The 21716-nt window shown below is 53.6% G+C and carries 22 protein-coding genes and 2 tRNA genes; 17 read left to right on the forward strand and 7 right to left on the reverse strand.

The genetic code is table 11. The annotated features are described in order from the left end of the window. Positions 1 to 22 precede the first annotated feature (22 nt). Positions 23 to 99: transfer RNA gene (locus tag ACOTY5_RS00005), tRNA-Asp, on the forward strand. Between the two features lie 160 nt (positions 100 to 259). Beyond that, on the forward strand, positions 260 to 1063 hold the full coding sequence (gene dkgB / locus ACOTY5_RS00010; RefSeq protein ID WP_045142002.1) for a 2,5-didehydrogluconate reductase DkgB: 804 nt from the start codon (positions 260 to 262) through the stop codon (positions 1061 to 1063). Between the two features lie 30 nt (positions 1064 to 1093). Here the strand turns inward: dkgB and yafC are convergent, their stop codons facing one another. Further along, on the reverse strand, positions 1094 to 1999 hold the full coding sequence (yafC, locus tag ACOTY5_RS00015) for a DNA-binding transcriptional regulator YafC (RefSeq protein WP_015571393.1): 906 nt from the start codon (positions 1997 to 1999) through the stop codon (positions 1094 to 1096). 103 nt (positions 2000 to 2102) lie between these two features. On the opposite strand from yafC, the gene ACOTY5_RS00020 reads away from it, so the two are divergent. The 3 genes from ACOTY5_RS00020 (at position 2103) to ACOTY5_RS00030 (ending at position 5067) form a co-directional block, all read left to right on the forward strand. After that, entirely contained in the window at positions 2103 to 3278 is a 1176-nt protein-coding gene (locus ACOTY5_RS00020) for an MFS transporter (protein ID WP_045142003.1), read from the forward strand. Between the two features lie 137 nt (positions 3279 to 3415). Then, on the forward strand, positions 3416 to 4216 hold the full coding sequence (locus tag ACOTY5_RS00025) for an endonuclease/exonuclease/phosphatase family protein (protein WP_026080641.1): 801 nt from the start codon (positions 3416 to 3418) through the stop codon (positions 4214 to 4216). 77 nt (positions 4217 to 4293) lie between these two features. After that, a complete protein-coding gene (locus ACOTY5_RS00030) occupies positions 4294 to 5067 on the forward strand; it encodes a class I SAM-dependent methyltransferase (protein ID WP_015571390.1) in 774 nt (257 codons plus the stop codon). A 52-nt stretch (positions 5068 to 5119) separates the two neighbouring features. Here ACOTY5_RS00030 and mltD read toward each other — a convergent pair whose 3' ends face one another. Together mltD and gloB are read right to left on the reverse strand one after the other, a co-directional pair. Beyond that, the gene (gene mltD / locus ACOTY5_RS00035) at positions 5120 to 6484 is read right to left on the reverse strand and encodes a murein transglycosylase D (protein WP_023295957.1); all 1365 of its coding nucleotides are present in this window, start codon (positions 6482 to 6484) and stop codon (positions 5120 to 5122) included. A gap of 68 nt (positions 6485 to 6552) precedes the next feature. Continuing rightward, positions 6553 to 7311, reverse strand: a complete 759-nt coding sequence (gene gloB, locus ACOTY5_RS00040) for a hydroxyacylglutathione hydrolase (protein ID WP_032102816.1) — start codon at positions 7309 to 7311, stop codon at positions 6553 to 6555. A 32-nt stretch (positions 7312 to 7343) separates the two neighbouring features. Between gloB and ACOTY5_RS00045 the strand changes: the two genes are divergently transcribed. After that, the gene (locus tag ACOTY5_RS00045; protein WP_017383714.1) at positions 7344 to 8060 is read left to right on the forward strand and encodes a class I SAM-dependent methyltransferase; all 717 of its coding nucleotides are present in this window, start codon (positions 7344 to 7346) and stop codon (positions 8058 to 8060) included. Here ACOTY5_RS00045 and rnhA read toward each other — a convergent pair whose 3' ends face one another. Further along, positions 8061 to 8639, reverse strand: coding sequence for a ribonuclease HI (gene rnhA / locus ACOTY5_RS00050; RefSeq protein WP_161799327.1), 579 nt, complete (start codon positions 8637 to 8639; stop codon positions 8061 to 8063). It abuts the gene before it with no gap. On the opposite strand from rnhA, the gene dnaQ reads away from it, so the two are divergent. Then, positions 8593 to 9324 carry a DNA polymerase III subunit epsilon gene (dnaQ, locus tag ACOTY5_RS00055; RefSeq protein ID WP_003863237.1) on the forward strand — a complete coding sequence of 244 codons (732 nt, stop codon included), beginning with the start codon at positions 8593 to 8595 and terminating at the stop codon, positions 9322 to 9324. The two genes, rnhA and dnaQ, sit on opposite strands and share 47 nt — an antisense overlap. Before the next feature lie 132 nt (positions 9325 to 9456). Continuing rightward, a tRNA-Asp gene (locus ACOTY5_RS00060) sits at positions 9457 to 9533 on the forward strand. Positions 9534 to 9633: 100 nt separating this feature from the next. On the opposite strand, the gene ACOTY5_RS00065 is transcribed toward ACOTY5_RS00060, so the two are convergent. After that, entirely contained in the window at positions 9634 to 10404 is a 771-nt protein-coding gene (locus ACOTY5_RS00065) for an amidohydrolase (RefSeq protein ID WP_045142005.1), read from the reverse strand. Positions 10405 to 10511: 107 nt separating this feature from the next. Next, positions 10512 to 12956, reverse strand: a complete 2445-nt coding sequence (gene fadE / locus ACOTY5_RS00070) for an acyl-CoA dehydrogenase FadE (RefSeq protein WP_015571378.1) — start codon at positions 12954 to 12956, stop codon at positions 10512 to 10514. A gap of 239 nt (positions 12957 to 13195) precedes the next feature. Here fadE and lpcA point away from each other — a divergent pair, with 239 nt between their 5' ends. Further along, positions 13196 to 13774, forward strand: coding sequence for a D-sedoheptulose 7-phosphate isomerase (gene lpcA, locus ACOTY5_RS00075; protein WP_003863232.1), 579 nt, complete (start codon positions 13196 to 13198; stop codon positions 13772 to 13774). Between the two features lie 48 nt (positions 13775 to 13822). Further along, positions 13823 to 14590: a class II glutamine amidotransferase gene (locus tag ACOTY5_RS00080; RefSeq protein ID WP_017383120.1), complete on the forward strand. Its 768-nt coding sequence runs from the start codon at positions 13823 to 13825 to the stop codon at positions 14588 to 14590. Here the strand turns inward: ACOTY5_RS00080 and dpaA are convergent. After that, a complete protein-coding gene (gene dpaA, locus ACOTY5_RS00085) occupies positions 14561 to 15301 on the reverse strand; it encodes a peptidoglycan meso-diaminopimelic acid protein amidase (RefSeq protein WP_045142006.1) in 741 nt (246 codons plus the stop codon). The genes ACOTY5_RS00080 and dpaA overlap by 30 nt on opposite strands. A 300-nt stretch (positions 15302 to 15601) precedes the next feature. Here dpaA and ACOTY5_RS00090 point away from each other — a divergent pair, with 300 nt between their 5' ends. Genes ACOTY5_RS00090 through nqrM form a run of 7 tightly spaced genes read left to right on the forward strand, consistent with a single transcriptional unit; the run spans position 15602 to position 21641 of the window. Further along, positions 15602 to 16945: a Na(+)-translocating NADH-quinone reductase subunit A gene (locus tag ACOTY5_RS00090; RefSeq protein ID WP_045142007.1), complete on the forward strand. Its 1344-nt coding sequence runs from the start codon at positions 15602 to 15604 to the stop codon at positions 16943 to 16945. Positions 16946 to 16947: 2 nt separating this feature from the next. After that, positions 16948 to 18183: an NADH:ubiquinone reductase (Na(+)-transporting) subunit B gene (locus tag ACOTY5_RS00095; RefSeq protein WP_022647143.1), complete on the forward strand. Its 1236-nt coding sequence runs from the start codon at positions 16948 to 16950 to the stop codon at positions 18181 to 18183. Then, positions 18176 to 18970 (forward strand): Na(+)-translocating NADH-quinone reductase subunit C, encoded by a 795-nt coding sequence (locus ACOTY5_RS00100; RefSeq protein ID WP_062933932.1) that lies wholly within the window; start codon positions 18176 to 18178, stop codon positions 18968 to 18970. Before ACOTY5_RS00095 ends, ACOTY5_RS00100 begins: the two co-directional genes overlap by 8 nt. After that, entirely contained in the window at positions 18963 to 19601 is a 639-nt protein-coding gene (locus ACOTY5_RS00105) for an NADH:ubiquinone reductase (Na(+)-transporting) subunit D (RefSeq protein ID WP_003863219.1), read from the forward strand. The genes ACOTY5_RS00100 and ACOTY5_RS00105 overlap by 8 nt, the downstream gene beginning before the upstream one ends. Before the next feature lie 6 nt (positions 19602 to 19607). After that, the gene (gene nqrE, locus ACOTY5_RS00110; RefSeq protein WP_003863217.1) at positions 19608 to 20204 is read left to right on the forward strand and encodes an NADH:ubiquinone reductase (Na(+)-transporting) subunit E; all 597 of its coding nucleotides are present in this window, start codon (positions 19608 to 19610) and stop codon (positions 20202 to 20204) included. A gap of 10 nt (positions 20205 to 20214) precedes the next feature. Then, positions 20215 to 21438: an NADH:ubiquinone reductase (Na(+)-transporting) subunit F gene (nqrF, locus tag ACOTY5_RS00115; RefSeq protein ID WP_045142009.1), complete on the forward strand. Its 1224-nt coding sequence runs from the start codon at positions 20215 to 20217 to the stop codon at positions 21436 to 21438. A 2-nt stretch (positions 21439 to 21440) separates the two neighbouring features. Further along, positions 21441 to 21641 (forward strand): (Na+)-NQR maturation NqrM, encoded by a 201-nt coding sequence (nqrM, locus tag ACOTY5_RS00120; protein WP_003863212.1) that lies wholly within the window; start codon positions 21441 to 21443, stop codon positions 21639 to 21641. Positions 21642 to 21716 lie beyond the last annotated feature (75 nt).

Raw genomic sequence — 21716 nt, forward strand, 5'->3', positions numbered from 1 at the left:
GGTGGTTACAGAAGTATTCGGTGGAGCGGTAGTTCAGTCGGTTAGAATACCTGCCTGTCACGCAGGGGGTCGCGGGTTCGAGTCCCGTCCGTTCCGCCACTTATTAAAAGCCCTGAGCTAACGCTCAGGGCTTTTTTCTTATCTGTCGTTTGATTGTTGCGAAATTAACAAAAATCCTCTGCGTTTTACGATCTTTTTCGGCATAACAACTACAGCGATAATTCTCCTCAGTTTACGAACATAACGATTGAGGAATCATATGACTATCCCTGCACTGGGTCTGGGTACTTTCCGCCTGAAAGACGACGTTGTTATCGCATCTGTTAAATCCGCACTTGAGTTGGGCTATCGTGCTATTGATACGGCGCAGATTTATGATAACGAAGCTGCCGTAGGCCAGGCTATCGAAGAGAGTGGCGTACCGCGCGACGAACTTTTCATCACCACTAAAATCTGGATTGAGAATCTCGGCCAAAACAAGCTGATCCCAAGCCTGAAGGAAAGTCTGAAAAAGCTGCGTACTGACTATGTTGATCTGACGCTGATCCACTGGCCATCACCTGACGATGCCGTCTCTGTGGAGGAGTTCATGCAGGCGCTGCTGGAAGCGAAAGAGCAGGGCTTAACGCGTAAAATTGGCATCTCTAACTTCACCATCCCGTTGATGGAAAGGGCCATTGCCGCAGTGGGTAAAGAAAATATTGCCACCAACCAGATTGAACTCTCTCCTTACCTGCAAAACCACAAAGTCGTGGAATGGGCGAAACAGCATGGTATTCACATCACCTCGTACATGACGCTGGCATATGGTAAGGCGCTGAAAGATGAAGTGATTGCACGCATCGCTGAAAAACACAATGCGACAGCCGCACAGGTGATCCTGGCATGGGCGATGGGTGAGGGCTATGCCGTGATCCCGTCTTCAACCAAACGTGAAAACCTGGCAAGTAACCTGTTAGCGCGGGATCTCCAGCTTGATGATGAAGATAAAAACGCGATCGCTGCACTGGAATGCAACGATCGTCTGGTCAGCCCGGAAGGGTTAGCACCAGACTGGGATTAATAAAAGCCCTTCCTCTGTACCCTTAAACCCTCACACAGCTCCTCCGGGAGCTGTTTTTATATGTTCGCTAAGGAAGTCGATAAAAGCGCGTATGCGCGTACTTACCGCTCTGTCACTGTAATACACTGCGCTAAAAGGCATCTCTACAGGTAAGCGTTTGTCAGCCATCAGTTCTACAAGCTGACCCGCAGCTATTTCCTTATCAATCATATAGTCTGATAAACAGGCGATCCCATTTCCTTCAAGACAAAGCTGTTTCAGCGTTTCTCCGCTATTAGACGAAAGTCCGCAAGTGATCTCATGAAGTTGTCCGTCATGACAGGCCACGGGCCAGGTGTTCAGCGAGACAGGTTCCGTAAAGCCCAGGCACAGGTGCTGCTTCAGCTCCTCAACGGTCTCCGGTTTGCCATGCTCTGCAATATATTGCGGTGACGCGATAATTTTGCGGTAGCTGGTGAACAGTGGGCGAGCGCGTAAACTTGAATCCGTCAGGGTTCCCGCGCGGATCGCCACATCAACTTTACGCTCAATCAGGTTAATAAACGTCTCTGAAGAGACCAGGGACAGAGTCATCTCCGGATAACGTTCCCGGAATGGCTTGATTAACGGCATCAGAAAATGAAGCACGACCGGCGTCGCCGCATCAATGCGTAGCAATCCACGCGGAGTGCTACGCGACTCCATTATTTCCGTCTCAGCTGCCGCCATCTCCTGCAAAACGGATTGTACGCGGCGAAAATAACGTTCACCTTCTTCCGTCAGGCTGAGCTGCCGCGTTGTTCTGTTGAGCAGACTTACCCCGAGCTTCATCTCCAGCTTTTTCACCGAGCGGCTGATGGCGGAGTTCGCCTGCCCGAGCTGTTCGGCCGCACGGCTGAAGCTGCCGCTTTCAACAACGGCAACAAAGATAGTCAGTTCTTCCGATGTGGCTTTCATTATTGCATCATCCGCAAAATTCTATTGAGATTCTAACCATTTTTGTTATTTAAACACTGGCGCATACTGCCTGTCATCTTAATCCTGAAGAGACGGAGTATTTATGCCACTGGCGCTTCTTGCCCTGACGATCAGTGCCTTCGCAATTGGCACGACCGAATTTGTTATTGTAGGACTTGTTCCCACTATTGCTGAACAACTCGCCATTTCGCTGCCTTCTGCCGGGCTGCTGGTATCTATTTACGCGTTAGGCGTCGCTGTTGGGGCGCCTGTGCTGACCGCACTGACTGGACGCTTTCCACGTAAACAACTGTTAGTTGCCCTGATGGTGCTCTTCACCGCCGGCAATATTCTGGCGTGGCAGGCTCCGGACTACACCACTCTGGTCATTGCCCGTTTGCTGACTGGCCTCGCACACGGTGTCTTCTTCTCCATCGGCTCCACGATTGCAACCAGCCTGGTGCCAAAAGAGAAAGCGGCGTCAGCCATTGCGATTATGTTTGGCGGCTTAACCGTCGCGCTGGTCACCGGCGTGCCGTTAGGAACGTTTATTGGGCAACATTTTGGCTGGCGAGAAACCTTCCTTGCGGTATCGCTGTTGGGCGTGATTGCTCTGGTAGCCAGCCTGCTGCTGGCGCCCTCCAGTATTCCGGGGCGCGCGAGCGCCAGCCTGAGCGATCAGGTTAAGGTTCTGACACACCCGCGCCTGCTGCTGATCTATGCCGTTACGGCTCTGGGTTATGGAGGTGTGTTCACTGCGTTCACTTTCCTTGCACCGATGATGCAGGAACTGGCTGGTTTTTCTCCGGGCGCAGTGAGCTGGATTTTACTGGGCTACGGTATCTCCGTCGCAATCGGCAATATCTGGGGCGGCAAGCTTGCAGATAAGCATGGTGCGGTACCGGCGCTAAAATTTATCTTCGCCGCGCTGGTTGTCCTGCTGATGATTTTCCAGTTCACCGCGTCGATACAATACGCAGCGCTGGTAACTGTGTTGGTTATGGGAATATTCGCGTTTGGTAACGTACCGGGATTGCAGGTCTATGTTGTACAGAAAGCCGAACGCTATACGCCCAATGCGGTGGATGTCGCATCCGGCCTGAATATCGCCGCATTCAATATCGGTATCGCACTCGGATCGGTTATCGGCGGGCAGACGGTTGAACACGTTGGATTAACCCAAACGCCATGGATTGGTGCGGTAATTGTGCTTGTCGCTTTCCTGCTTATTGGTCTGAGTGGACGGCTTGATAAACCCGCTCGTATAGCGCTTGGATAAGTATCAGTAAGTGCTTGCTTACAAAACTGGAAAGCGGTTTCTCAGTAATTGCGTTGAAAGTGTGACCTAAAATCCCTATAACATTAGAACCAGTCCGTTTTCCGGGCTGGTTCATGTTACAGAGGTCGTTTCCAAAAGTGCGAAAAAATACCTATGCCATGCGTTATGTTGCCGGAATGCCCGCGGAGAGGATCTTGCCTCCGGGGTCGTTTGCGAGCCTGGGTCAGGCATTACCGGCGGGCACGCCATTAAGCAGTGACGAAAAAATTCGCGTACTGGTGTGGAACATCTTTAAACAACAGCGTGCGGAGTGGTTATCCGTACTTAAAAATTTTGGTAAAGATGCGCATCTGGTTCTGTTACAGGAGGCGCAAACCACGCCTGAGCTGGTCAGGTTTGCAACGACAAACTATCTTGCAGCCGATCAGGTGCCTGCCTTTGTTCTGCCACAGCATCCTTCTGGGGTGATGACCCTTTCAGCCGCACATCCGGTCTATTGCTGCCCGCTGCGTGAACGTGAGCCAATCCTGCGTCTGGCAAAATCGGCGCTGGTCACGGTCTATCCGTTGCCCGACACCCGTCTGCTGATGGTGGTAAACATTCATGCGGTGAACTTCAGCCTGGGTGTTGATGTGTACAGTAAGCAGTTACTACCCATTGGCGATCAGATTGCTCATCACAGTGGGCCGATCATTATGGCCGGGGACTTCAATGCCTGGAGCCGTCCACGTATGAACGCGTTGTACCGCTTCGCGCGTGAAATGTCGCTGCGTGAAGTTCGTTTTAACGATGACCAGCGCAAGAAAGCGTTTGGTCGTCCTCTCGATTTTGTCTTCTATCGGGGTTTAAGCGTGCACGACGCCTCCGTTCTGGTGACGCGCGCCTCCGATCATAATCCTCTACTAGTTGAATTCAGTCCCGGCAAACCTGATAAATAATGGTGCGTCAGGTCTGCCGTGGGGCAGGCCTGTGCGGGTGCTGCCCTTTATTTTTTAACCCATAAAAGGACAGCAACATGACAACAACACACTCCCATCATGACAACGTCGAAAAACAGTTTGGTTCTCAGGCAAGTGCCTACCTGAGCAGCGCCGTGCACGCCTCTGGCCGCGATCTGGTACGTCTCGGCGAACGGCTCGCCGCGTTTCCTGACGCGCACGTGCTGGACTTAGGCTGCGGGGCGGGGCACGCCAGTTTTACCGCCGCACAGCAGGTTGCTCAGGTGACGGCATATGACTTATCGAGCCAGATGCTGGATGTGGTTGCTGAAGCGGCGAAAGCGAAAGGGCTGAATAACGTCACGACGCGCCAGGGCTACGCTGAATCTTTACCCTTTGAGGATGCGTCGTTTGAGGTTGTGATTAGCCGTTACTCTGCACACCACTGGCATGATGTGGGGCAGGCATTACGGGAAGTGAAACGCGTGCTCAAACCGGGCGGAATCTTCATCATCATGGACGTGATGTCTCCCGGACATCCAGTACGAAATATCTGGCTCCAGACGGTTGAAGCGCTGCGTGATACCTCGCACGTGCAAAACTACTCCAGTGGAGAGTGGCTTACGTTTATCACCGAAGCCGGCTTGATTTCACGCTCATTGATAACCGACCGTTTGCCGCTGGAGTTCACATCATGGATTGCACGGATGCGCACACCCGAGGCATTGACTCAGGCGATCCGATTGTATCAGGAGAGCGCCTCTGCTGACGTGAAGGCGTACTTTGAACTGCATGATGATGGTTCGTTTACCAGCGACACCATTATGGCTGAAGCGCAAAAAGCGGGATAAATAAAAAAGGCACCGAGGGGAATCGGTGCCTTTTTAACAAGCGATCGTACTATCAGGAATCTGGCGTGGCGCTGTTTTTCACAAACAACGTCAGCTGGTCGCCAGGTTGCAGGTTGTCAGTATCGTTGTTCCAGCGCATCACATCTTTGATGTTTACGCCGTGACGCTTAGCAATACTGGACAGCGAGTCGCCTTTACGTACGCGATAGGTAATGCTATCGCTGTTTTTAGCGAGACGCTGTGCGCTGCTACCTGCACCTACGGTCAGCGTTTGACCCACTTTCAGACCAGATCCGCGCAGATTATTCCACTGCTGGAGATCTTTCGCATTCACGCCAAGACGTGATGCAATACCTGAAAGCGTATCACCTGAACGCACCTTATAGCTGCGGCTACTTACAGGCGACGTATCAGCGATCAGCGTGGACTGAACGGCTGCAATTTCACCCGAAGCCAAAGACTCTCGTAACTGTTCCGCATGTTTCTGCGGAACCATCACATAGCCAGGGCCACTAGCGCCCAGCGTGGAGCCTTTAACACCTGCATTAAAGGTTTTAAGCTTACTTACCGACATACCCGTCATATCGGCAACCTGTTGAATATCAACCGGGCTGCTGAGGCGGACACGCGCCAGTGCACGACTTTCGTCTGGTGTTGGCAGTTGTACACCGTAACGTTTGCTGTTCTTGAGAATATCGCCCAGTGCCAGCATTTTCGGTACGTAAATCTTTGTTTCCTGTGGCAGTGAGAGCGACCAGAAGTCTGTGGGTTTTCCACGCGCTTTATTCGCTTTCATTGCCTTCAGTACACGACCTTCACCACTGTTATACGCCGCGACGGTCAATAACCAGTCGCCGTCAAACATCTTGTTCAGACGTTGCATCATGTCGAGAGCGGCTGTCGTTGAAGCGACAACATCACGACGCGCATCGTAGTTGCGGGTCTGCTTTAAACCATAATTTCGCCCTGTGCTCGGAATGATCTGCCAGATGCCTGCTGCATTGGCGCCAGACGTCGCGTGCGGGTCAAAAGCGCTCTCCACTATGGGTAGTAGTACCAGTTCCATAGGCATGTTACGTTTCTTAACTTGCCCGGCTATCCAGTACATATACGGCTCTGCCCGTAATGTTACATCGTGGAGATAGCTCTTATTTCTCAAATACTTCTGTTTCTGTTCGCGAATCCGGCTGTTTTCCGGAATTCCCATCTTTAGCTCGTCGCCAATAGAGGCCCACAAGTCTTGTTCCTGCGCGAAGGATGTCCCATCGTCCAACCATCGCGCCTGACTCGTAAACTTCCCTGCTTCCCCTTGACCAGCCGCAGAAAGGCTCTGTGCGTGCTGTTGTACGTTGCTGCCGTTTTGTGACTGGCAACCTACAAGCAGGACAGAGGCGAGTAATATCGCTTTTGCCTTCATGTGTGTGTCAATAGTTGCTTAAAAGACGAGCGATGATAACGGCGAAATTTTGAAAAGGCAACCCGCAATTATCTGAAGTTATCTTTCTTTGACCTTAACCATGCAAATCGCGCTTCAGGTTGTAACAAATTTGTTTCTTGATTAATTTTATTAATTAAATCAACATCATCAGTTCTTAAAAATAAATTTATTTGTCGCTCATTTTTCAGAATTACGGGGAGTGTTTTTTGGTTTTTTGCACGTAACTCCTTCACTTTCTGGTAATAATCCTGAATCGCCCGATCCTCAGGCAGCACGCTTGCAGCAAACTTCATATTCCCTAATGTATACTCATGTGCGCAACAAATTACGGTGTCGGCTGGCAGTGCATTAATTTTTTGTAAAGATTGATACATCTGTTCTGGCGTGCCTTCAAACAGCCTTCCACAGCCGCCAGAAAACAGCGTGTCGCCACAAAATAGATAAGGTTTGCTGTAGAAACAGAGATGCCCGGAAGTGTGACCTGGCGTAGCAAATACGGAAAACTCCCACCCGAGGATGAGGATACTTTCGCCTTCTTCGACAACTTGCGTTGTACCCTTATCCTGTGTCTCTGCTGGTCCGTAGACGGGTAGATGGGGATAGCGCGCAAGGAGATCGGGAACACCGCCGACATGATCGTGATGGTGATGGGTAAGGAGGATCGCCTCCGGCTGCCAGCCGTTTTCTTTAATCGCGTGCAGGATCGGTGCGGATTCGCCTGGATCAACAATGATGCATCTGCGATCGTCGTCGACTAAAACCCAGATGTAATTGTCCTGAAAGGCGGAAATACTGATAAGATTCATGCATTACCTCTTATAGCGTGGCGGGTGTTTTGATGAAACCGGCAAGGATACCTCAGACTGTCGCACCACCGGAACGTTGGGCAGAGTTGCCCTGGGGTGAATATTATCGCGAGGCCTTAGAACTTCAGCTTAAACCCTGGCTCGCGAAAATGTATGGTTTTCACCTACTTAAGATTGGCAATCTGAGCGCAGAAATCAATACCGAAAGCTGCGCTATCTCGCATCAGGTTAGCGTATCGCTTAATGGCTCCCCGGTTCAGGTGAAAGCGGATCCGCTGCATTTGCCGTTTGCGGAAAAATCCATTGATGCCTGTCTGCTCGCCCACACGCTGCCCTGGTGCAGCGATCCCCATCGTCTGCTGCGGGAAGCCGACCGCGTTTTGATTGATGACGGCTGGCTGATCCTGAGCGGTTTTAATCCGCTGAGTCTGATGGGGCTACGTAAACTGACGCCCGTTCTGCGTCGCACGCCGCCTTATAACAGCAGGATGTTTACCATGATGCGCCAGCTGGACTGGCTTTCACTGTTAAATTTCGAAGTGCTAAGCTACGGGGGTTTTCAGGTCATCCCCTGGACGCGTAAAGGCGGGGTCTTATTAAGCACCCATTTACCCGCGCTGGGCTGCATGCAATTTATTGTCGCGCGTAAGAGGACGATCCCCCTTACGCTCAACCCGATGAAGCAAAGCAAATCAAAAACGCGGATCCGCCAGACCGTGGGGGCCACGCGGCAGTACAAAAAACCGTGATCAGGATTCAGGTTGATAACCTGTATCCTCATGGGTCGGGTTGGATGCCGCCGCGCGAGCCAGCTCGTCACAGCGTTCGTTTTCAGGATGACCGGCGTGCCCCTTTACCCACTCCCATTTGATTTCGTGCTGACCGAGGGCGGCATCAAGACGCTTCCAGAGATCGACATTCTTGACGGGTTTTTTCTCTGCCGTTTTCCAGCCCCGCTTTTTCCAGTTGTGGATCCATTGGGTAATGCCCTGGCGGACATACTGGCTGTCGGTACTCAGCACCACGTCACAATGTTCTTTTAACGCTTCCAGCGCCACGATGGCCGCCATCAACTCCATGCGGTTGTTGGTGGTCAGGAAATAGCCTTCACTAAATGTTTTTTCATGCTGGCGATAGCGCATAATGGCGCCATAGCCGCCGGGCCCTGGGTTACCGAGACAAGATCCATCGGTGAAAATTTCTACCTGTTTACGCATCTCTGGTAGACTTCCTGTATTTGAAACGTTCAGTAAAACGATAAGTCTGACATAAATGACCGCTATGAGCACTGCAATTACTCGCCAGATTGTTCTTGATACCGAAACCACCGGTATGAACCAGATTGGCGCCCACTACGAAGGGCACAAAATCATTGAGATTGGTGCCGTTGAAGTGGTGAACCGTCGCCTTACGGGCAACAACTTCCACGTTTACCTTAAACCCGATCGGCTGGTGGACCCGGAAGCGTTCGGCGTTCACGGAATTGCCGATGAGTTTTTGCTGGATAAGCCCACCTTTGCCGACGTCGCAGATGAATTTCTCGACTACATCAGAGGTGCGGAACTTGTCATTCATAACGCGTCGTTCGATATCGGCTTTATGGACTATGAGTTCAGCAAGCTCAACCGTGATATTCCGAAGACGAATACGTTCTGTAAAGTCACGGATAGCCTGGCGCTGGCAAGGAAGATGTTCCCCGGCAAGCGTAACAGCCTTGATGCCCTGTGCTCTCGCTATGAGATAGACAACACCAAGCGAACGCTGCACGGCGCGTTGCTCGATGCCCAGATCCTGGCCGATGTCTACCTGACCATGACCGGCGGGCAAACGTCGATGAAATTCAGTATGGAAAATGAATCCCAGCAGACGCGGGATGAAGGGGGAATTCAGCGCATTGTGCGTCAGGCGAATCGCCTGCGGGTTGTTTTAGCCAGTGATGAAGAACTGATGAACCATGAATCTCGTCTCGATTTAGTGCAGAAGAAGGGCGGAAGCTGTCTGTGGCGCACGTGAAAATGTGCCGAAACGTTTGTTAAATCACCGTTTGGGTGAATTTTGCAGCAAACGATTCAAAACCTAAGAAAAAGCGTTGACGAGTTCAGAGGCAAACCGTAATATTCGCCTCGTTCCCCAAACGGGAACAGTGGAGCGGTAGTTCAGTCGGTTAGAATACCTGCCTGTCACGCAGGGGGTCGCGGGTTCGAGTCCCGTCCGTTCCGCCACTATTCAGGCCCACGTTATTTATAACGTGGGCCTTTTTCATTTCTGCTTTTCCCTGATGTTACGCAGGGCGATAAGCCAGGGTAACATCGCGGGTTGCGTTTATCCGATCGTAAACGGATCTGCATCCTGCCAGGCCGGAAACTTCTCCCGATACTCCTTTAACGTCGTTAACGAGATCTCAGCGTCAATTCGTGTTGCCTGATGCGGCTCGGCGGTGGCAATAATCTCACCCTGCGGACTGATCACCCGGCTGTCACCGCGATAGTGATGCCCGTTGCCGTCCGTTCCCACGCGGTTACAGCCAACGACATAAGCCTGATTTTCAATCGCGCGCGCGGTCAGTAAAGCCTGCCAGTGCAGGGAGCGTGGGGCGGGCCAGTTGGCGACGTACAACGCCAGGTCATAATCGTTGCGGTTGCGCGACCACACCGGGAAGCGCAGGTCATAGCAGACCAGCGGCAGAATACGCCAGCCGCGCCATTCAAATACCACGCGTTCGCTTCCGGCTTCATAATGTTGATGTTCGTCCGCCATGCGGAACAGGTGGCGCTTATCGTAGAAATGGACTTTTCCTTCCGGCTCAACCAGCAGGAAGCGGTTGACCGGTCCGCGCCCGGTCTGGAGTGCGACGCTACCGGCAATCAGCGCATTTGTTTCCTGCGCCCTGGCGTGCATCCAGGCCACCACCTCGTCCTGCGGCATGGACTGTTTTGCTGCCTCCATCGCGAAACCTGTGGTAAACATCTCCGGCAGGACAATCACATCGCGTCCGGTAATCTCTTCCAGCTGGCGATCAAAATGGCGAAGGTTGGCGGGGCCGTCCATCCACACTAAAGGTTGCTGCAAAACAGAAATCTTTAAACCAGGCACGATACAGGCTCCTTAATAAACACTTTTTGACACTGTAGCACGTCATTACCAGAAAATGTGGCAATAAAAAACCCCGCGCGGGGCGGGGTTTGTGGGAGCAAAAGGCCTTATGCCGCTTCAGGTTTGCGGTGCTTCTCTGGCAGCTTTACCGGCTGTGTCGCCAGCTCTTCAGGTTCGAAATCATCCACATTAATACTGCGCAGACGGCTCTCTTCGGCTTTCACCAGAATCGCAGCTTCGCTGTTGTCGATGATGCCACCTGCCAGCGCCTGTTTTGCCAGCTCATCCAGTCGTGTAAACGGCAGGTTTTTGCCCAGCTGTTTGCAGATCTTCTGGTGAATCGGGTCGGCGGCCATCACGTCAAGCAGCGCCTCTTCCAGCAAACCTACCGGGTTATGCGGGGTAGGTGCCAGATATTGACCCCGACCAATACGAGAGCGGGTTGCGCTTGGTACCTGGAGGATTTTTGCCACTTTGTGATCCAGCTTGTCGGACGGCGCCAGGTGATGACGACCGGTCGGGAAGATCACCGCGCGCAGGGCACCCGCTACGAAGCGGTTCGGGAAGTTCGCCAGCAGATCGTCAATCGCCTGTTCGGCCTGATACATCGCATCCTGAACGCCCCAGTGCACCAGCGGCAGATCCGCTTCCTGACGGCCTTCATCGTCGTAGCGTTTCAGCACCGCAGAGGCCAGGAAGATCTGGCTCAGCACATCACCCAGACGGGCGGAGATGCGTTCGCGACGCTTCAGGCTACCGCCCAGCACCGCCATGGAAACGTCAGACAGCAGAGCCAGGTTGGCGCTCAGACGGTTCAGGTGCTGGTAGTAACGTTTGGTCGCATCGCCGGTTGGCGTCGCGCTGGTCAGCCCGCGCGTCAGGCCCAGCCAGAAGCTGCGCACCTTGTTGCTGCCGACGTGACCGATATGTTTGAACAGCAGCTTGTCGAAGGCATCCACATCATTATTCTGCGCGGCAGCCATCTCTTCCAGCACGTACGGATGGCAACGAATCGCACCCTGGCCGAAGATCATCATGCTGCGGGTCAGGATGTTTGCCCCTTCCACGGTGATGGCAATCGGCGCACCCTGATAGCCGCGCGCCAGGAAGTTGCCTTCGCCGAGCATGATACCTTTACCGCCTGCGATATCCATTGCATCAATAATTGACTGCTGTGCGCGGTGGGTACAGTGATACTTCACAATCGCTGACAGCACGGCGGGTTTTTCACCCAGCATAATGCCGTAGGTAATCAGCGAGGCTGCGGCGTCCATCACATAGGCATTGCCCGCAATACGCGCCAGCGGCTCTTCGATACCTTCCATCTTGCCGATGGAGATTTTGAACTGACGGCGGATATGCGCGTAAGCCCCAATCCCCATCGCCACCGATTTCAGACCGCCTGTTGAGTTCGACGGCAGGGTAATGCCGCGGCCCACAGACAGACATTCCACCAGCATACGCCAGCCCTGCCCGGCCATTTTCGGGCCACCGATGATGTAGTCAATCGGAACAAAGATATCCTGACCGCGGGTAGGACCGTTCTGGAACGGCACGTTCAGCGGGAAGTGACGGCGACCAATTTCAACGCCCGGAGTTGAGGTTGGGATCAGCGCACAGGTAATACCCAGCTCTTCTTCACCGCCCAGCAGTTTTTCCGGGTCAGAGAGTTTGAACGCCAGGCCCAGCACCGTGGCAATAGGTGCGAGGGTGATATAACGTTTGTTCCAGGTCAGGCGCATACCCAGCACCTGCTGGCCCTGCCATTCGCCCATGCAAACCACGCCGGTATCAGGGATTGCGCCGGCATCGGAGCCCGCTTCGGGGCTGGTCAGCGCGAAGCACGGAATTTCCTGACCACGCGCCAGACGCGGCAGGTAGTGATCTTTCTGCTCTTCTGTACCGTAATGCTGTAACAGCTCGCCCGGGCCTAAGGAGTTTGGCACGCCAACGGTGATCGCCAGGATCCCGGAGACACCCGCCAGTTTTTGCAGCACCCGAGCCTGAGCGTAAGCGGAGAACTCCAGACCGCCGTACTCTTTCTTAATGATCATCGCGAAGAAGCGATGCTCTTTCAGGTATGCCCACAGCTCAGGCGGCAGGTCGGCCATTTCGTGAGTGATGGCAAAGTCGTTTGCCATGCGGCACGCTTCTTCTACCGGACCATCAATAAAGGCTTGTTCTTCGGCGGTCAGACGCGGCTGCGGATAGTTGTGAAGCTTTTTCCAGTCGGGGTTGCCCTGGAACAGATCGCCTTCCCACCAGGTCGTACCGGCGTCAATCGCTTCTTTCTCTGTACGCGACATCGGCGGCATCACTTTACGGAATCCCCTGAACACCGGTGCAGAGATCATTGACTTACGCATCGGCGTCAGGTTGAACGGCAGCAAAATGATGGCCAGGGGAACAAGGACCCAGATATTCCACAGGCCAGCGACGCCAAGTGCAGCCGTCCAGGCCAGAAGAATCAGGCTACTCAGGAATAAACTGACACGGTGATAGAACAACACACCGAGCAGCACAACGGTTGCGAAAATGCTCAAAATCATCATAAAGAAAAGCTCCCTTGCTTGTAGGAGGTCTGACCACTTGTGATGATATGGTTGTAGTTGATGTCATTTCCTTTAGCAATGTGTTTACAAAATAATTACAACTTGGTTCACATTGTTCGTGTTTTAGCCGGCACAAAAAATCAAAACGCCGGACGATTCGCATGGCTTTAGCTTCTCGCTTTTACTGCTATCCGGTACACTCCACTGTGTTATTTCATCAATACTGAAGGATTATCCTCATGTACCAGGATCTTATTCGTAACGAACTGAACGAAGCGGCGGAAACGCTGGCGAATTTTCTGAAAGATGATGCCAATATTCACGCTATTCAGCGCGCGGCGGTCCTGCTTGCCGACAGCTTCAAAGCCGGCGGTAAAGTGCTCTCCTGCGGTAACGGCGGTTCCCACTGTGACGCCATGCACTTCGCCGAGGAGCTGACCGGACGCTATCGCGAAAACCGTCCGGGCTACCCGGCGATTGCGATTTCCGACGTGAGCCACATCTCCTGTGTAGGCAACGACTTCGGTTACGACCATATCTTTTCCCGCTACGTTGAAGCCGTAGGCCGTGAAGGCGACGTGCTGCTGGGTATCTCCACGTCCGGTAACTCTGCTAACGTGATCAAAGCGATCGCCGCCGCGCGTGAGAAGGGCATGAAAGTGATCACCCTTACCGGGAAAGATGGCGGTAAGATGGACGGTACAGCGGACATTGAAATCCGTGTACCACACTTCGGTTATGCGGATCGCGTTCAGGAAATTCACATCAAAGTGATCCACATCCTGATCCAACTGATCGAAAAAGAGATGGTTAAGTAAGACTTCGCTGGGGGGCGTCGGTGCCCCCCGCTGTTGTGGAGGTGATCTATGTGCGAACTGCTCGGGATGAGCGCCAATGTGCCAACCGATATCTGCTTTAGTTTTACCGGGCTGGTTCAGCGCGGTGGAGGAACCGGGCCGCATAAAGACGGCTGGGGTATTACCTTCTACGAAGGCAAAGGATGTCGCACGTTTAAAGATCCACAACCCAGCTTTAACTCACCCATTGCCAGACTGGTGCAGGACTATCCTATTAAATCCTGTTCGGTGATCGCCCATATCCGCCAGGCAAATCGCGGCGAAGTGGCGCTGGAAAATACCCATCCGTTTACCCGTGAACTGTGGGGCCGTAACTGGACCTATGCGCACAACGGGCAGCTTTCGGGCTATAAGTCGCTGGAAACCGGCAATTTCCGTCCTGTCGGTGAAACGGACAGCGAAAAAGCATTTTGCTGGCTGCTGCACAAGCTGACCGAGCGCTACCCCCGTACGCCCGGCAACATGACCGCCGTTTTTAAGTACATAGCGTCACTGGCGTCTGAGTTACGCGAGAAGGGCGTCTTTAATATGCTGCTGTCTGACGGGCGCTACGTGATGGCGTTCTGCTCGACGAATCTGTTCTGGATCACCCGACGTGCGCCGTTTGGCGTCGCCACGCTGCTCGATCAGGATGTGGAAATTGATTTTCAGAAGGAGACCACACCGAACGATGTGGTCACTGTCATTGCAACGCAGCCGCTGACCGGCAACGAAACCTGGCAAAAGATCATGCCAGGCGAGTGGGCGCTATTTTGTCTCGGGGACCGCGTAATTTGACGCCAGCTGCGGCTGAACCACTTCATGGCTGAGCGGTTTACTCACCACGTAACGGCCATTGACGATGGACACCACCGGCGGCTTATGGGTCTGCTCGAAGTAGTCATAGCCCGGTTTTAGCTGTTTCCAGAAATCTGTGTAAACAGAGTACTTATGGCGCGCCATGTTCGCTTCCGTCATACGGAACGGGTAGATGCTGACCTGAACATTCGGCTGGCCGAAGACCAGTGCGCCCGTGACAAACTGGAAGATTTCATCAATGCCGGAATCCGTCATCGCATAACAACCGACTGACACGCAGGCACCGTGAATCATCAGGTATTTCCCTTCGTAACCGTGCGCACGGTCGAAGGCATTGGGGAAACCGATGTTAATCGCTTTATAGAACCGGCTGTCCGGTTTTAGCTGGTTACGCTGAACGTTGTAAAACCCTTCCGGACTTTTGAAGTCACCCTGACGCTGTTTCGGCCCCAGCCCGCCAGAATAGTTACAGATTTTGTAGCTATCGAGCAGCTGATACGTCTCGCCCATTTTGACAAACAGATCGAGTGTGCGCTCTTCCTTGAAGATTTGAATATAAACCGGGGATCCCATCAACTGCTGTTTATACTCTTTGCTGACCGGCGTCGTTGAACTATTACTGCCAAGCAGCCCGGCAAACGACATGCACGGTATCAGAAGCATCGCAATGAACAATGCGATTTTACGCATACTACTGGTTCCTTGATAAAACAATGACCAACTTGCCAGAACGGCAAAAGACACCCGAAATCAGACTAATCTGGACAGGAGCGCTCACATTAGCACCGATGGAGATTTTCGCAAGAGCCAACCTTTGCGTTTACAAATTAGTTTTACTTTATAACCCATTCATAATGTCCTGACTCCAGGAACTTTGCGCAATAGCTCGCATTTCGGCGCGCCAGACGGCGGATTTGCTGCCCCTGGCAGGGCCGAAAATGATACACTCCGGCCTCTCTGGATTGTTGTTCATGGATACCTGCTAACCACATGTTTAGAATCAGAAAAGGACTCGATCTGCCAATCTCTGGCGTGCCTGAACAGCACGTTACCACCGGCGCCAGTATTCATCATGTCGCCATTGTAGGTGATGATTACGTAGGCATGCGTCCTGCGATGCTGGTACAGGAAGGCGATCGCGTCATAAAAGGCCAGGCGCTCTTCGAGGATAAAAAAAATCCTGGCGTTATGTTTACAGCCCCAGCCAGCGGCACCGTTGTCGCCATCCATCGTGGTGAGCGTCGCGTCCTGCAATCGGTTGTTATTCAAATTGAAGGCGATGAGAAACGCGAATTTGCGCGTTTTGACGCCGCCGATCTTGCCACCCTCAGCCACGACGCGGTGCAGACGCAACTGCTGGAGTCGGGACTGTGGACGGCGCTTCGCACGCGCCCCTATAGCAAAACGCCCGTGCCTGGCACTGTGCCGGCCGCTATCTTCGTCACGGCCATCGACACCAACCCGCTCAGCGCAGATCCGCAGCCTCTTATCCTGGCGGAACGAAACGCTTTCGATGCCGGCCTCTCCGTGTTAACGCGCCTGACGCCGGGCAAAGTGCATGTCTGTCAGGCCAGCGGCGGTAAGCTGGGCGGGCATCCGCAAGGGCAGGTAGCCTTTAATGAATTTGCCGGCCCGCATCCGGCCGGGCTGGTGGGAACGCATATTCATTTCCTGGAGCCGGTAAGCCTGACGAAACAGGTCTGGCATCTTAATTATCAGGACGTGATTGCTATCGGTAAGCTGTTCACCACGGGTGAGCTGTGCGCAGAACGCATTATTGCCATCGGCGGCCCTCAGGCAACCCAACCGCGTCTGGTTCGCACGCTGCTTGGGGCAGACCTGACGGCGCTGTTGGCTGGCGAAACGAAAGAGGGTGAAAACCGTATTATTTCCGGTTCGGTGCTGAGCGGCAGGCACGCGACAGGCCCGATGGCCTGGCTGGGTCGTTTCCATCTTCAGGTGAGCGTTGTGCTTGAAGGACGCGAGAAAGAGCTGTTCGGCTGGGTACTGCCTGGTGCAGAAAAATACTCGGTAACGCGCACCACGCTCGGCCACTTCCTGCGTCGTAAGCTGTTTAACTTCTCCACCAGCACCAACGGCGGTGAGCGCGCCATGGTTCCGATTGGCAACTACGAACGCGTGATGCCGCTGGATATTCTGCCCACCGTGCTGCTACGCGATCTCCTGGCCGGCGATACCGACGGTGCCCAGGCGTTGGGCTGTCTGGAGCTGGACGAAGAAGATCTGGCGCTGTGTACCTACGTGTGTCCAGGTAAATACGAATATGGACCCGTATTGCGCGAGGTGTTAACCCGCATTGAGCAGGAAGGATAACCATGGGCTTAAAACACCTCTTTGAAAAAATTGAGCCGCACTTTACCGAAGGGAAGCTCAAAAAGTACTACCCGCTGTATGAAGCGACAACGACCATTTTCTACACGCCGGGTCTGGTGACGAAAGGCGCGGCGCACGTTCGCGACGCCATCGACCTCAAGCGAATGATGATTCTGGTCTGGTTTGCGGTCTTCCCGGCCATGTTCTGGGGGATGTATAACGTTGGGTTGCAAACTATTCCGGCGCTGCACCATATGTACGATGCAGAGCAGCTGGCGCAGGTGATTCAGTCTGACTGGCACTATCGTCTGGCGCAGTCGCTGGGGGTGAGCTTTGCGGCAGATGCCGGCTGGATCAGCATGATGACGCTGGGCGCTGTCTTCTTCCTCCCCATCTATATGACTGTCTTTATCGTGGGCGGTTTCTGGGAGGTGCTGTTCGCTATTATTCGCAAACATGAGATCAACGAGGGCTTCTTTGTTACTTCTATTCTGTTTGCGCTGATTGTTCCGCCAACGCTGCCGCTCTGGCAGGCGGCGATGGGGATCAGCTTTGGCGTGGTGATTGCTAAGGAGATCTTCGGCGGGACCGGACGCAACTTCCTCAATCCGGCGCTGGCAGGGCGCGCGTTCCTGTTCTTTGCTTATCCGGCGCAAATCTCGGGCGACCTGGTGTGGACGGCAGCAGACGGATTCTCCGGCGCGACGCCACTTTCACAGTGGGCGGCTGGCGGCGGCGAAACGCTGGTCAATAATGCAACCGGACAGCCTGTCACCTGGTTTGATGCGTTTATCGGCAATATTCCAGGCTCCATCGGTGAAGTGTCTACCCTGATGATTTTGATCGGCGGGGCCATCATCCTCTTTGGCCGCGTGGCGTCCTGGCGCATTGTCGCAGGCGTCATGCTCGGGATGGTACTCACCGCCACGCTTTTCAACTTCATTGGTTCAGACACAAACCCGATGTTCTCCATGCCGTGGTACTGGCACCTCGTGCTGGGAGGCTTTGCGTTTGGCATGATGTTCATGGCCACCGATCCCGTCTCGGCTTCGTTTACCGACAGAGGTAAATGGTGTTACGGCGCGCTCATTGGGGTGATGTGTGTACTGATTCGCGTGGTCAACCCGGCCTATCCGGAAGGGATGATGTTGGCCATTCTGTTTGCCAATCTGTTTGCGCCGCTGTTCGACTACCTGGTCGTGCGCGCCAACATTAAGCGGAGGAAGGCGCGTGGCTGAGATCAAAAATAACGACAGCATCAGCAAAACGCTGCTGGTGGTGCTGGTACTGTGTCTGGTCTGTTCCATTGTCGTGGCCGGTTCTGCCGTAGGGTTAAAACCGCTACAGCAGGAGCAACGAGCGCTGGATAAACAGCGTAACATCCTGGCCGTGGCCGGGCTGATGCAGGAAGGCATGACGAAGGATGACGTCGCAGCGGTGTTTGCCGAACGTATTACCGCACGGCTGGTGGATTTAAAAACCGGGGAGTTAATGGATAAAGACCCGGCGAAATACAACCAGGCGCTGGCGCTAAAAGATCCGCAGATGAGCACCACGCTTGACGCCTCGCAGGATCCGGCAGGCATTAAGCGCCGCAGCAATGTCGCGGAGATTTACCTCGTCCGTGACGAGCTAAAGCGCATCCAGGAAATCGTGTTGCCCATCTATGGCAACGGTTTATGGTCAATGATGTACGCCTTTGTGGCGCTGGATACCGATGGTCGTACGGTGAAAGGCATTACTTATTACGATCAGGGCGAAACACCAGGGCTGGGAGGCGAAGTTGAGAACCCTAACTGGCGGGCACAGTTTGTTGGTAAAAAAGTGCTCGACGACAACGGCCAGCCTGCGCTGAAGGTGGTGAAAGGGGGCGCGCGTCCCGGCGATGAATTTGCCGTTGATGGCCTTTCCGGTGCCACGCTCACCTCTAACGGTGTGCAGCACAGCTTTGATTTCTGGATGGGTGAACTGGGCTTTGGTCCCTTCCTGAAGAATGTACGTGAAGGAGCGCTGAATAATGGCTGATACGGGTGAACTGAAAGAAGTTAAAAAGGTGCTGATTGGCCCGCTGTTAGCCAATAACCCGATAACGCTACAGGTGCTGGGGGTGTGCTCGGCGCTGGCGGTGACCACCAAGCTGGAAACGGCGGTGGTCATGACGCTGGCGGTAACGCTGGTGACAGCGTTTTCCAGCATGTTTATCTCAATGATCCGCCACCACATACCCAACAGCGTGAGGATCATCGTGCAGATGGCGATTATCGCCTCGCTGGTGATCGTGGTCGATCAGCTCCTGCGCGCCTTCGCCTATGAAACCTCGAAGCAGCTTTCGGTGTTTGTCGGCCTGATAATCACCAACTGCATCGTGATGGGGCGTGCTGAAGCCTATGCGATGAAAATGCCACCGCTGGCGAGCTTTATGGACGGTATTGGCAACGGCCTGGGTTACGGCGTGATCCTGTTGACGGTTGGTTTCCTGCGCGAACTTATTGGCAGCGGCAAGCTGTTTGGCATTCCGGTGCTGGATACGGTACAGAACGGCGGCTGGTATCTGCCGAACGGCCTGTTCCTGCTGGCCCCAAGCGCATTTTTCATTATCGGTTTGCTGATCTGGCTGATTCGTACGTTGAAGCCTGAACAGCAGGAAAAGGAGTAACCGACAATGGCTCATTACCTGAGTTTATTTGTGCGCGCGGTGTTTGTTGAAAACATGGCGCTCGCTTTCTTCCTGGGCATGTGTACGTTCCTTGCCGTTTCTAAAAAGGTATCGACGGCATTTGGTCTGGGCGTGGCAGTTACCGTTGTGCTGGGGCTTTCCGTTCCGATTAACAACCTGGTATTCAACTTCGTGCTGCGCGATGGCGCGCTGGTGGAGGGGGTTGATCTTAGCTTCCTGAACTTCATCACCTTTATCGGAGTGATTGCGGCGCTTGTTCAGATCCTGGAGATGATCCTCGATAAATACTTCCCGTCGCTGTACAACGCGCTGGGGATCTTCCTGCCGCTGATCGCCGTGAACTGCGCCATCTTCGGTGGCGTCTCGTTTATGGTTCAGCGCGATTACAACTTCAGTGAATCGGTTGTGTATGGCTTCGGTTCCGGTATCGGCTGGATGCTGGCGATTGTCACCATGGCGGGGATCCGTGAAAAAATGAAATATGCCAACGTACCTGCGGGGCTTCGTGGCTTAGGGATCACCTTTATCACCACCGGCCTGATGGCGTTGGGCTTTATGTCCTTCTCCGGTGTGCAGCTATAAGGGCTAACAGATGGAAATTATTCTTGGCGTGGTGATGTTCACGCTGATAGTACTGGTGCTGTCAGGGCTGATCCTGGCGGCGCGTGCGAAGCTGGTCAATTCCGGAGATGTGATCATTGATATCAATGACGATCCGCAGAATCAGATCCGTACCCCGGCAGGGGATAAGCTGCTTAACACGCTCTCCGGCAACGGGATTTTTGTCTCGTCTGCCTGTGGCGGCGGTGGCTCCTGTGGCCAGTGCCGTGTGACGGTCAAAGAGGGCGGCGGTGATATTCTGCCAACGGAACTGTCGCATATCACGAAGCGTGAAGCGAAAAAGGGATGCCGTCTGGCGTGCCAGGTCGCTGTGCGCCAGAACATGAAGATTGAGCTGCCGGAGGAGATCTTCGGCGTGAAAAAATGGGAATGCGAAGTTATCTCTAACGATAACAAAGCCACGTTCATCAAAGAGCTCAAGCTGCGTGTCCCTGAAGGGGAGAGCGTCCCGTTCCGTGCGGGTGGGTATATCCAGATTGATTGTCCGGCACACACCGTCGCGTATGCTGACTTCGATGTGCCTGAGGAGTACCGGGCAGACTGGGATAAATTTAACCTCTTCCGCTTTGTTTCCGAGGTAAAAGAGCCCGCGCTTCGCGCCTATTCCATGGCTAACTATCCGGAAGAGAAGGGCATTATTATGCTCAACGTGCGTATCGCCACGCCGCCACCGAATGTGCCTGATGCCCCTCCTGGCGTCATGTCGTCGTATATCTGGTCCCTCAAGCCTGGCGACAAAGTGACGATTTCCGGCCCGTTCGGCGAATTCTTTGCCAAAGATACTGACGCGGAGATGGTCTTTATCGGCGGCGGTGCGGGTATGGCGCCGATGCGTTCGCATATTTTTGACCAGCTCAAACGACTTGGCAGCAAGCGTAAGATCAGCTTCTGGTACGGGGCGCGTTCACTGCGCGAAATGTTCTATGACGATGAGTTTGAACAACTGGCGCGTGATAACCCTAACTTTACCTTCCATGTGGCGCTATCCGATCCGCAGCCGGAAGATAACTGGACAGGCTATACGGGCTTCATCCACAACGTGCTGTATGAAAATTACCTCAAACAGCACCCGGCACCGGAAGACTGCGAGTTCTATATGTGTGGTCCACCAATGATGAACGCCGCCGTGATTAAGATGCTAAAAGATCTTGGCGTGGAAGATGAGAACATCATGCTTGATGATTTCGGAGGCTGATTATGCTGACTTTTCTGGCGACCTTTGCGGTGTTTGTGCTGGTGATCTTCGGCATGTCCTTAGGCTGGATCATCAAGCGTAAAAGCATTCAGGGCAGTTGCGGAGGCATCTCTTCCATCGGAATGGAAAAAGTGTGCGATTGTCCGGAACCGTGCGATGCGCGGAAAAAGCGGATGGCTCGCGAGCAGCAACGCATTATTTAGTCTTCCAGGTCGGGTAAGGCAACGCCGCCACCCGACAATTCCTGCGCGCACTTCTCAACCCTCATTTGTTTACTG

Origin of the sequence: Enterobacter cloacae complex sp. SHL018 (assembly GCF_049237905.1) — a bacterium.
Classification (GTDB): Bacteria; Pseudomonadota; Gammaproteobacteria; order Enterobacterales; family Enterobacteriaceae; genus Enterobacter; species Enterobacter hormaechei_C.

Bases quoted from the DNA above. Each gene is read 5' to 3' on its own strand.
- dpaA (WP_045142006.1), bottom strand. From the start codon at position 15,301: ATGCGTAAAATCGCATTGTTCATTGCGATGCTTCTGATACCGTGCATG.
- ACOTY5_RS00095 (WP_022647143.1), top strand. From the start codon at position 16,948: ATGGGCTTAAAACACCTCTTTGAAAAAATTGAGCCGCACTTTACCGAA.
- ACOTY5_RS00080 (WP_017383120.1), top strand. From the start codon at position 13,823: ATGTGCGAACTGCTCGGGATGAGCGCCAATGTGCCAACCGATATCTGC.
- gloB (WP_032102816.1), bottom strand. From the start codon at position 7,311: ATGAATCTTATCAGTATTTCCGCCTTTCAGGACAATTACATCTGGGTT.
- dkgB (WP_045142002.1), top strand. From the start codon at position 260: ATGACTATCCCTGCACTGGGTCTGGGTACTTTCCGCCTGAAAGACGAC.
- fadE (WP_015571378.1), bottom strand. From the start codon at position 12,956: ATGATGATTTTGAGCATTTTCGCAACCGTTGTGCTGCTCGGTGTGTTG.
- mltD (WP_023295957.1), bottom strand. From the start codon at position 6,484: ATGAAGGCAAAAGCGATATTACTCGCCTCTGTCCTGCTTGTAGGTTGC.
- nqrM (WP_003863212.1), top strand. From the start codon at position 21,441: ATGCTGACTTTTCTGGCGACCTTTGCGGTGTTTGTGCTGGTGATCTTC.
- ACOTY5_RS00030 (WP_015571390.1), top strand. From the start codon at position 4,294: ATGACAACAACACACTCCCATCATGACAACGTCGAAAAACAGTTTGGT.
- ACOTY5_RS00045 (WP_017383714.1), top strand. From the start codon at position 7,344: ATGAAACCGGCAAGGATACCTCAGACTGTCGCACCACCGGAACGTTGG.
- nqrF (WP_045142009.1), top strand. From the start codon at position 20,215: ATGGAAATTATTCTTGGCGTGGTGATGTTCACGCTGATAGTACTGGTG.
- ACOTY5_RS00105 (WP_003863219.1), top strand. From the start codon at position 18,963: ATGGCTGATACGGGTGAACTGAAAGAAGTTAAAAAGGTGCTGATTGGC.
- dnaQ (WP_003863237.1), top strand. From the start codon at position 8,593: ATGAGCACTGCAATTACTCGCCAGATTGTTCTTGATACCGAAACCACC.
- ACOTY5_RS00090 (WP_045142007.1), top strand. From the start codon at position 15,602: ATGTTTAGAATCAGAAAAGGACTCGATCTGCCAATCTCTGGCGTGCCT.
- yafC (WP_015571393.1), bottom strand. From the start codon at position 1,999: ATGAAAGCCACATCGGAAGAACTGACTATCTTTGTTGCCGTTGTTGAA.
- nqrE (WP_003863217.1), top strand. From the start codon at position 19,608: ATGGCTCATTACCTGAGTTTATTTGTGCGCGCGGTGTTTGTTGAAAAC.
- ACOTY5_RS00020 (WP_045142003.1), top strand. From the start codon at position 2,103: ATGCCACTGGCGCTTCTTGCCCTGACGATCAGTGCCTTCGCAATTGGC.
- lpcA (WP_003863232.1), top strand. From the start codon at position 13,196: ATGTACCAGGATCTTATTCGTAACGAACTGAACGAAGCGGCGGAAACG.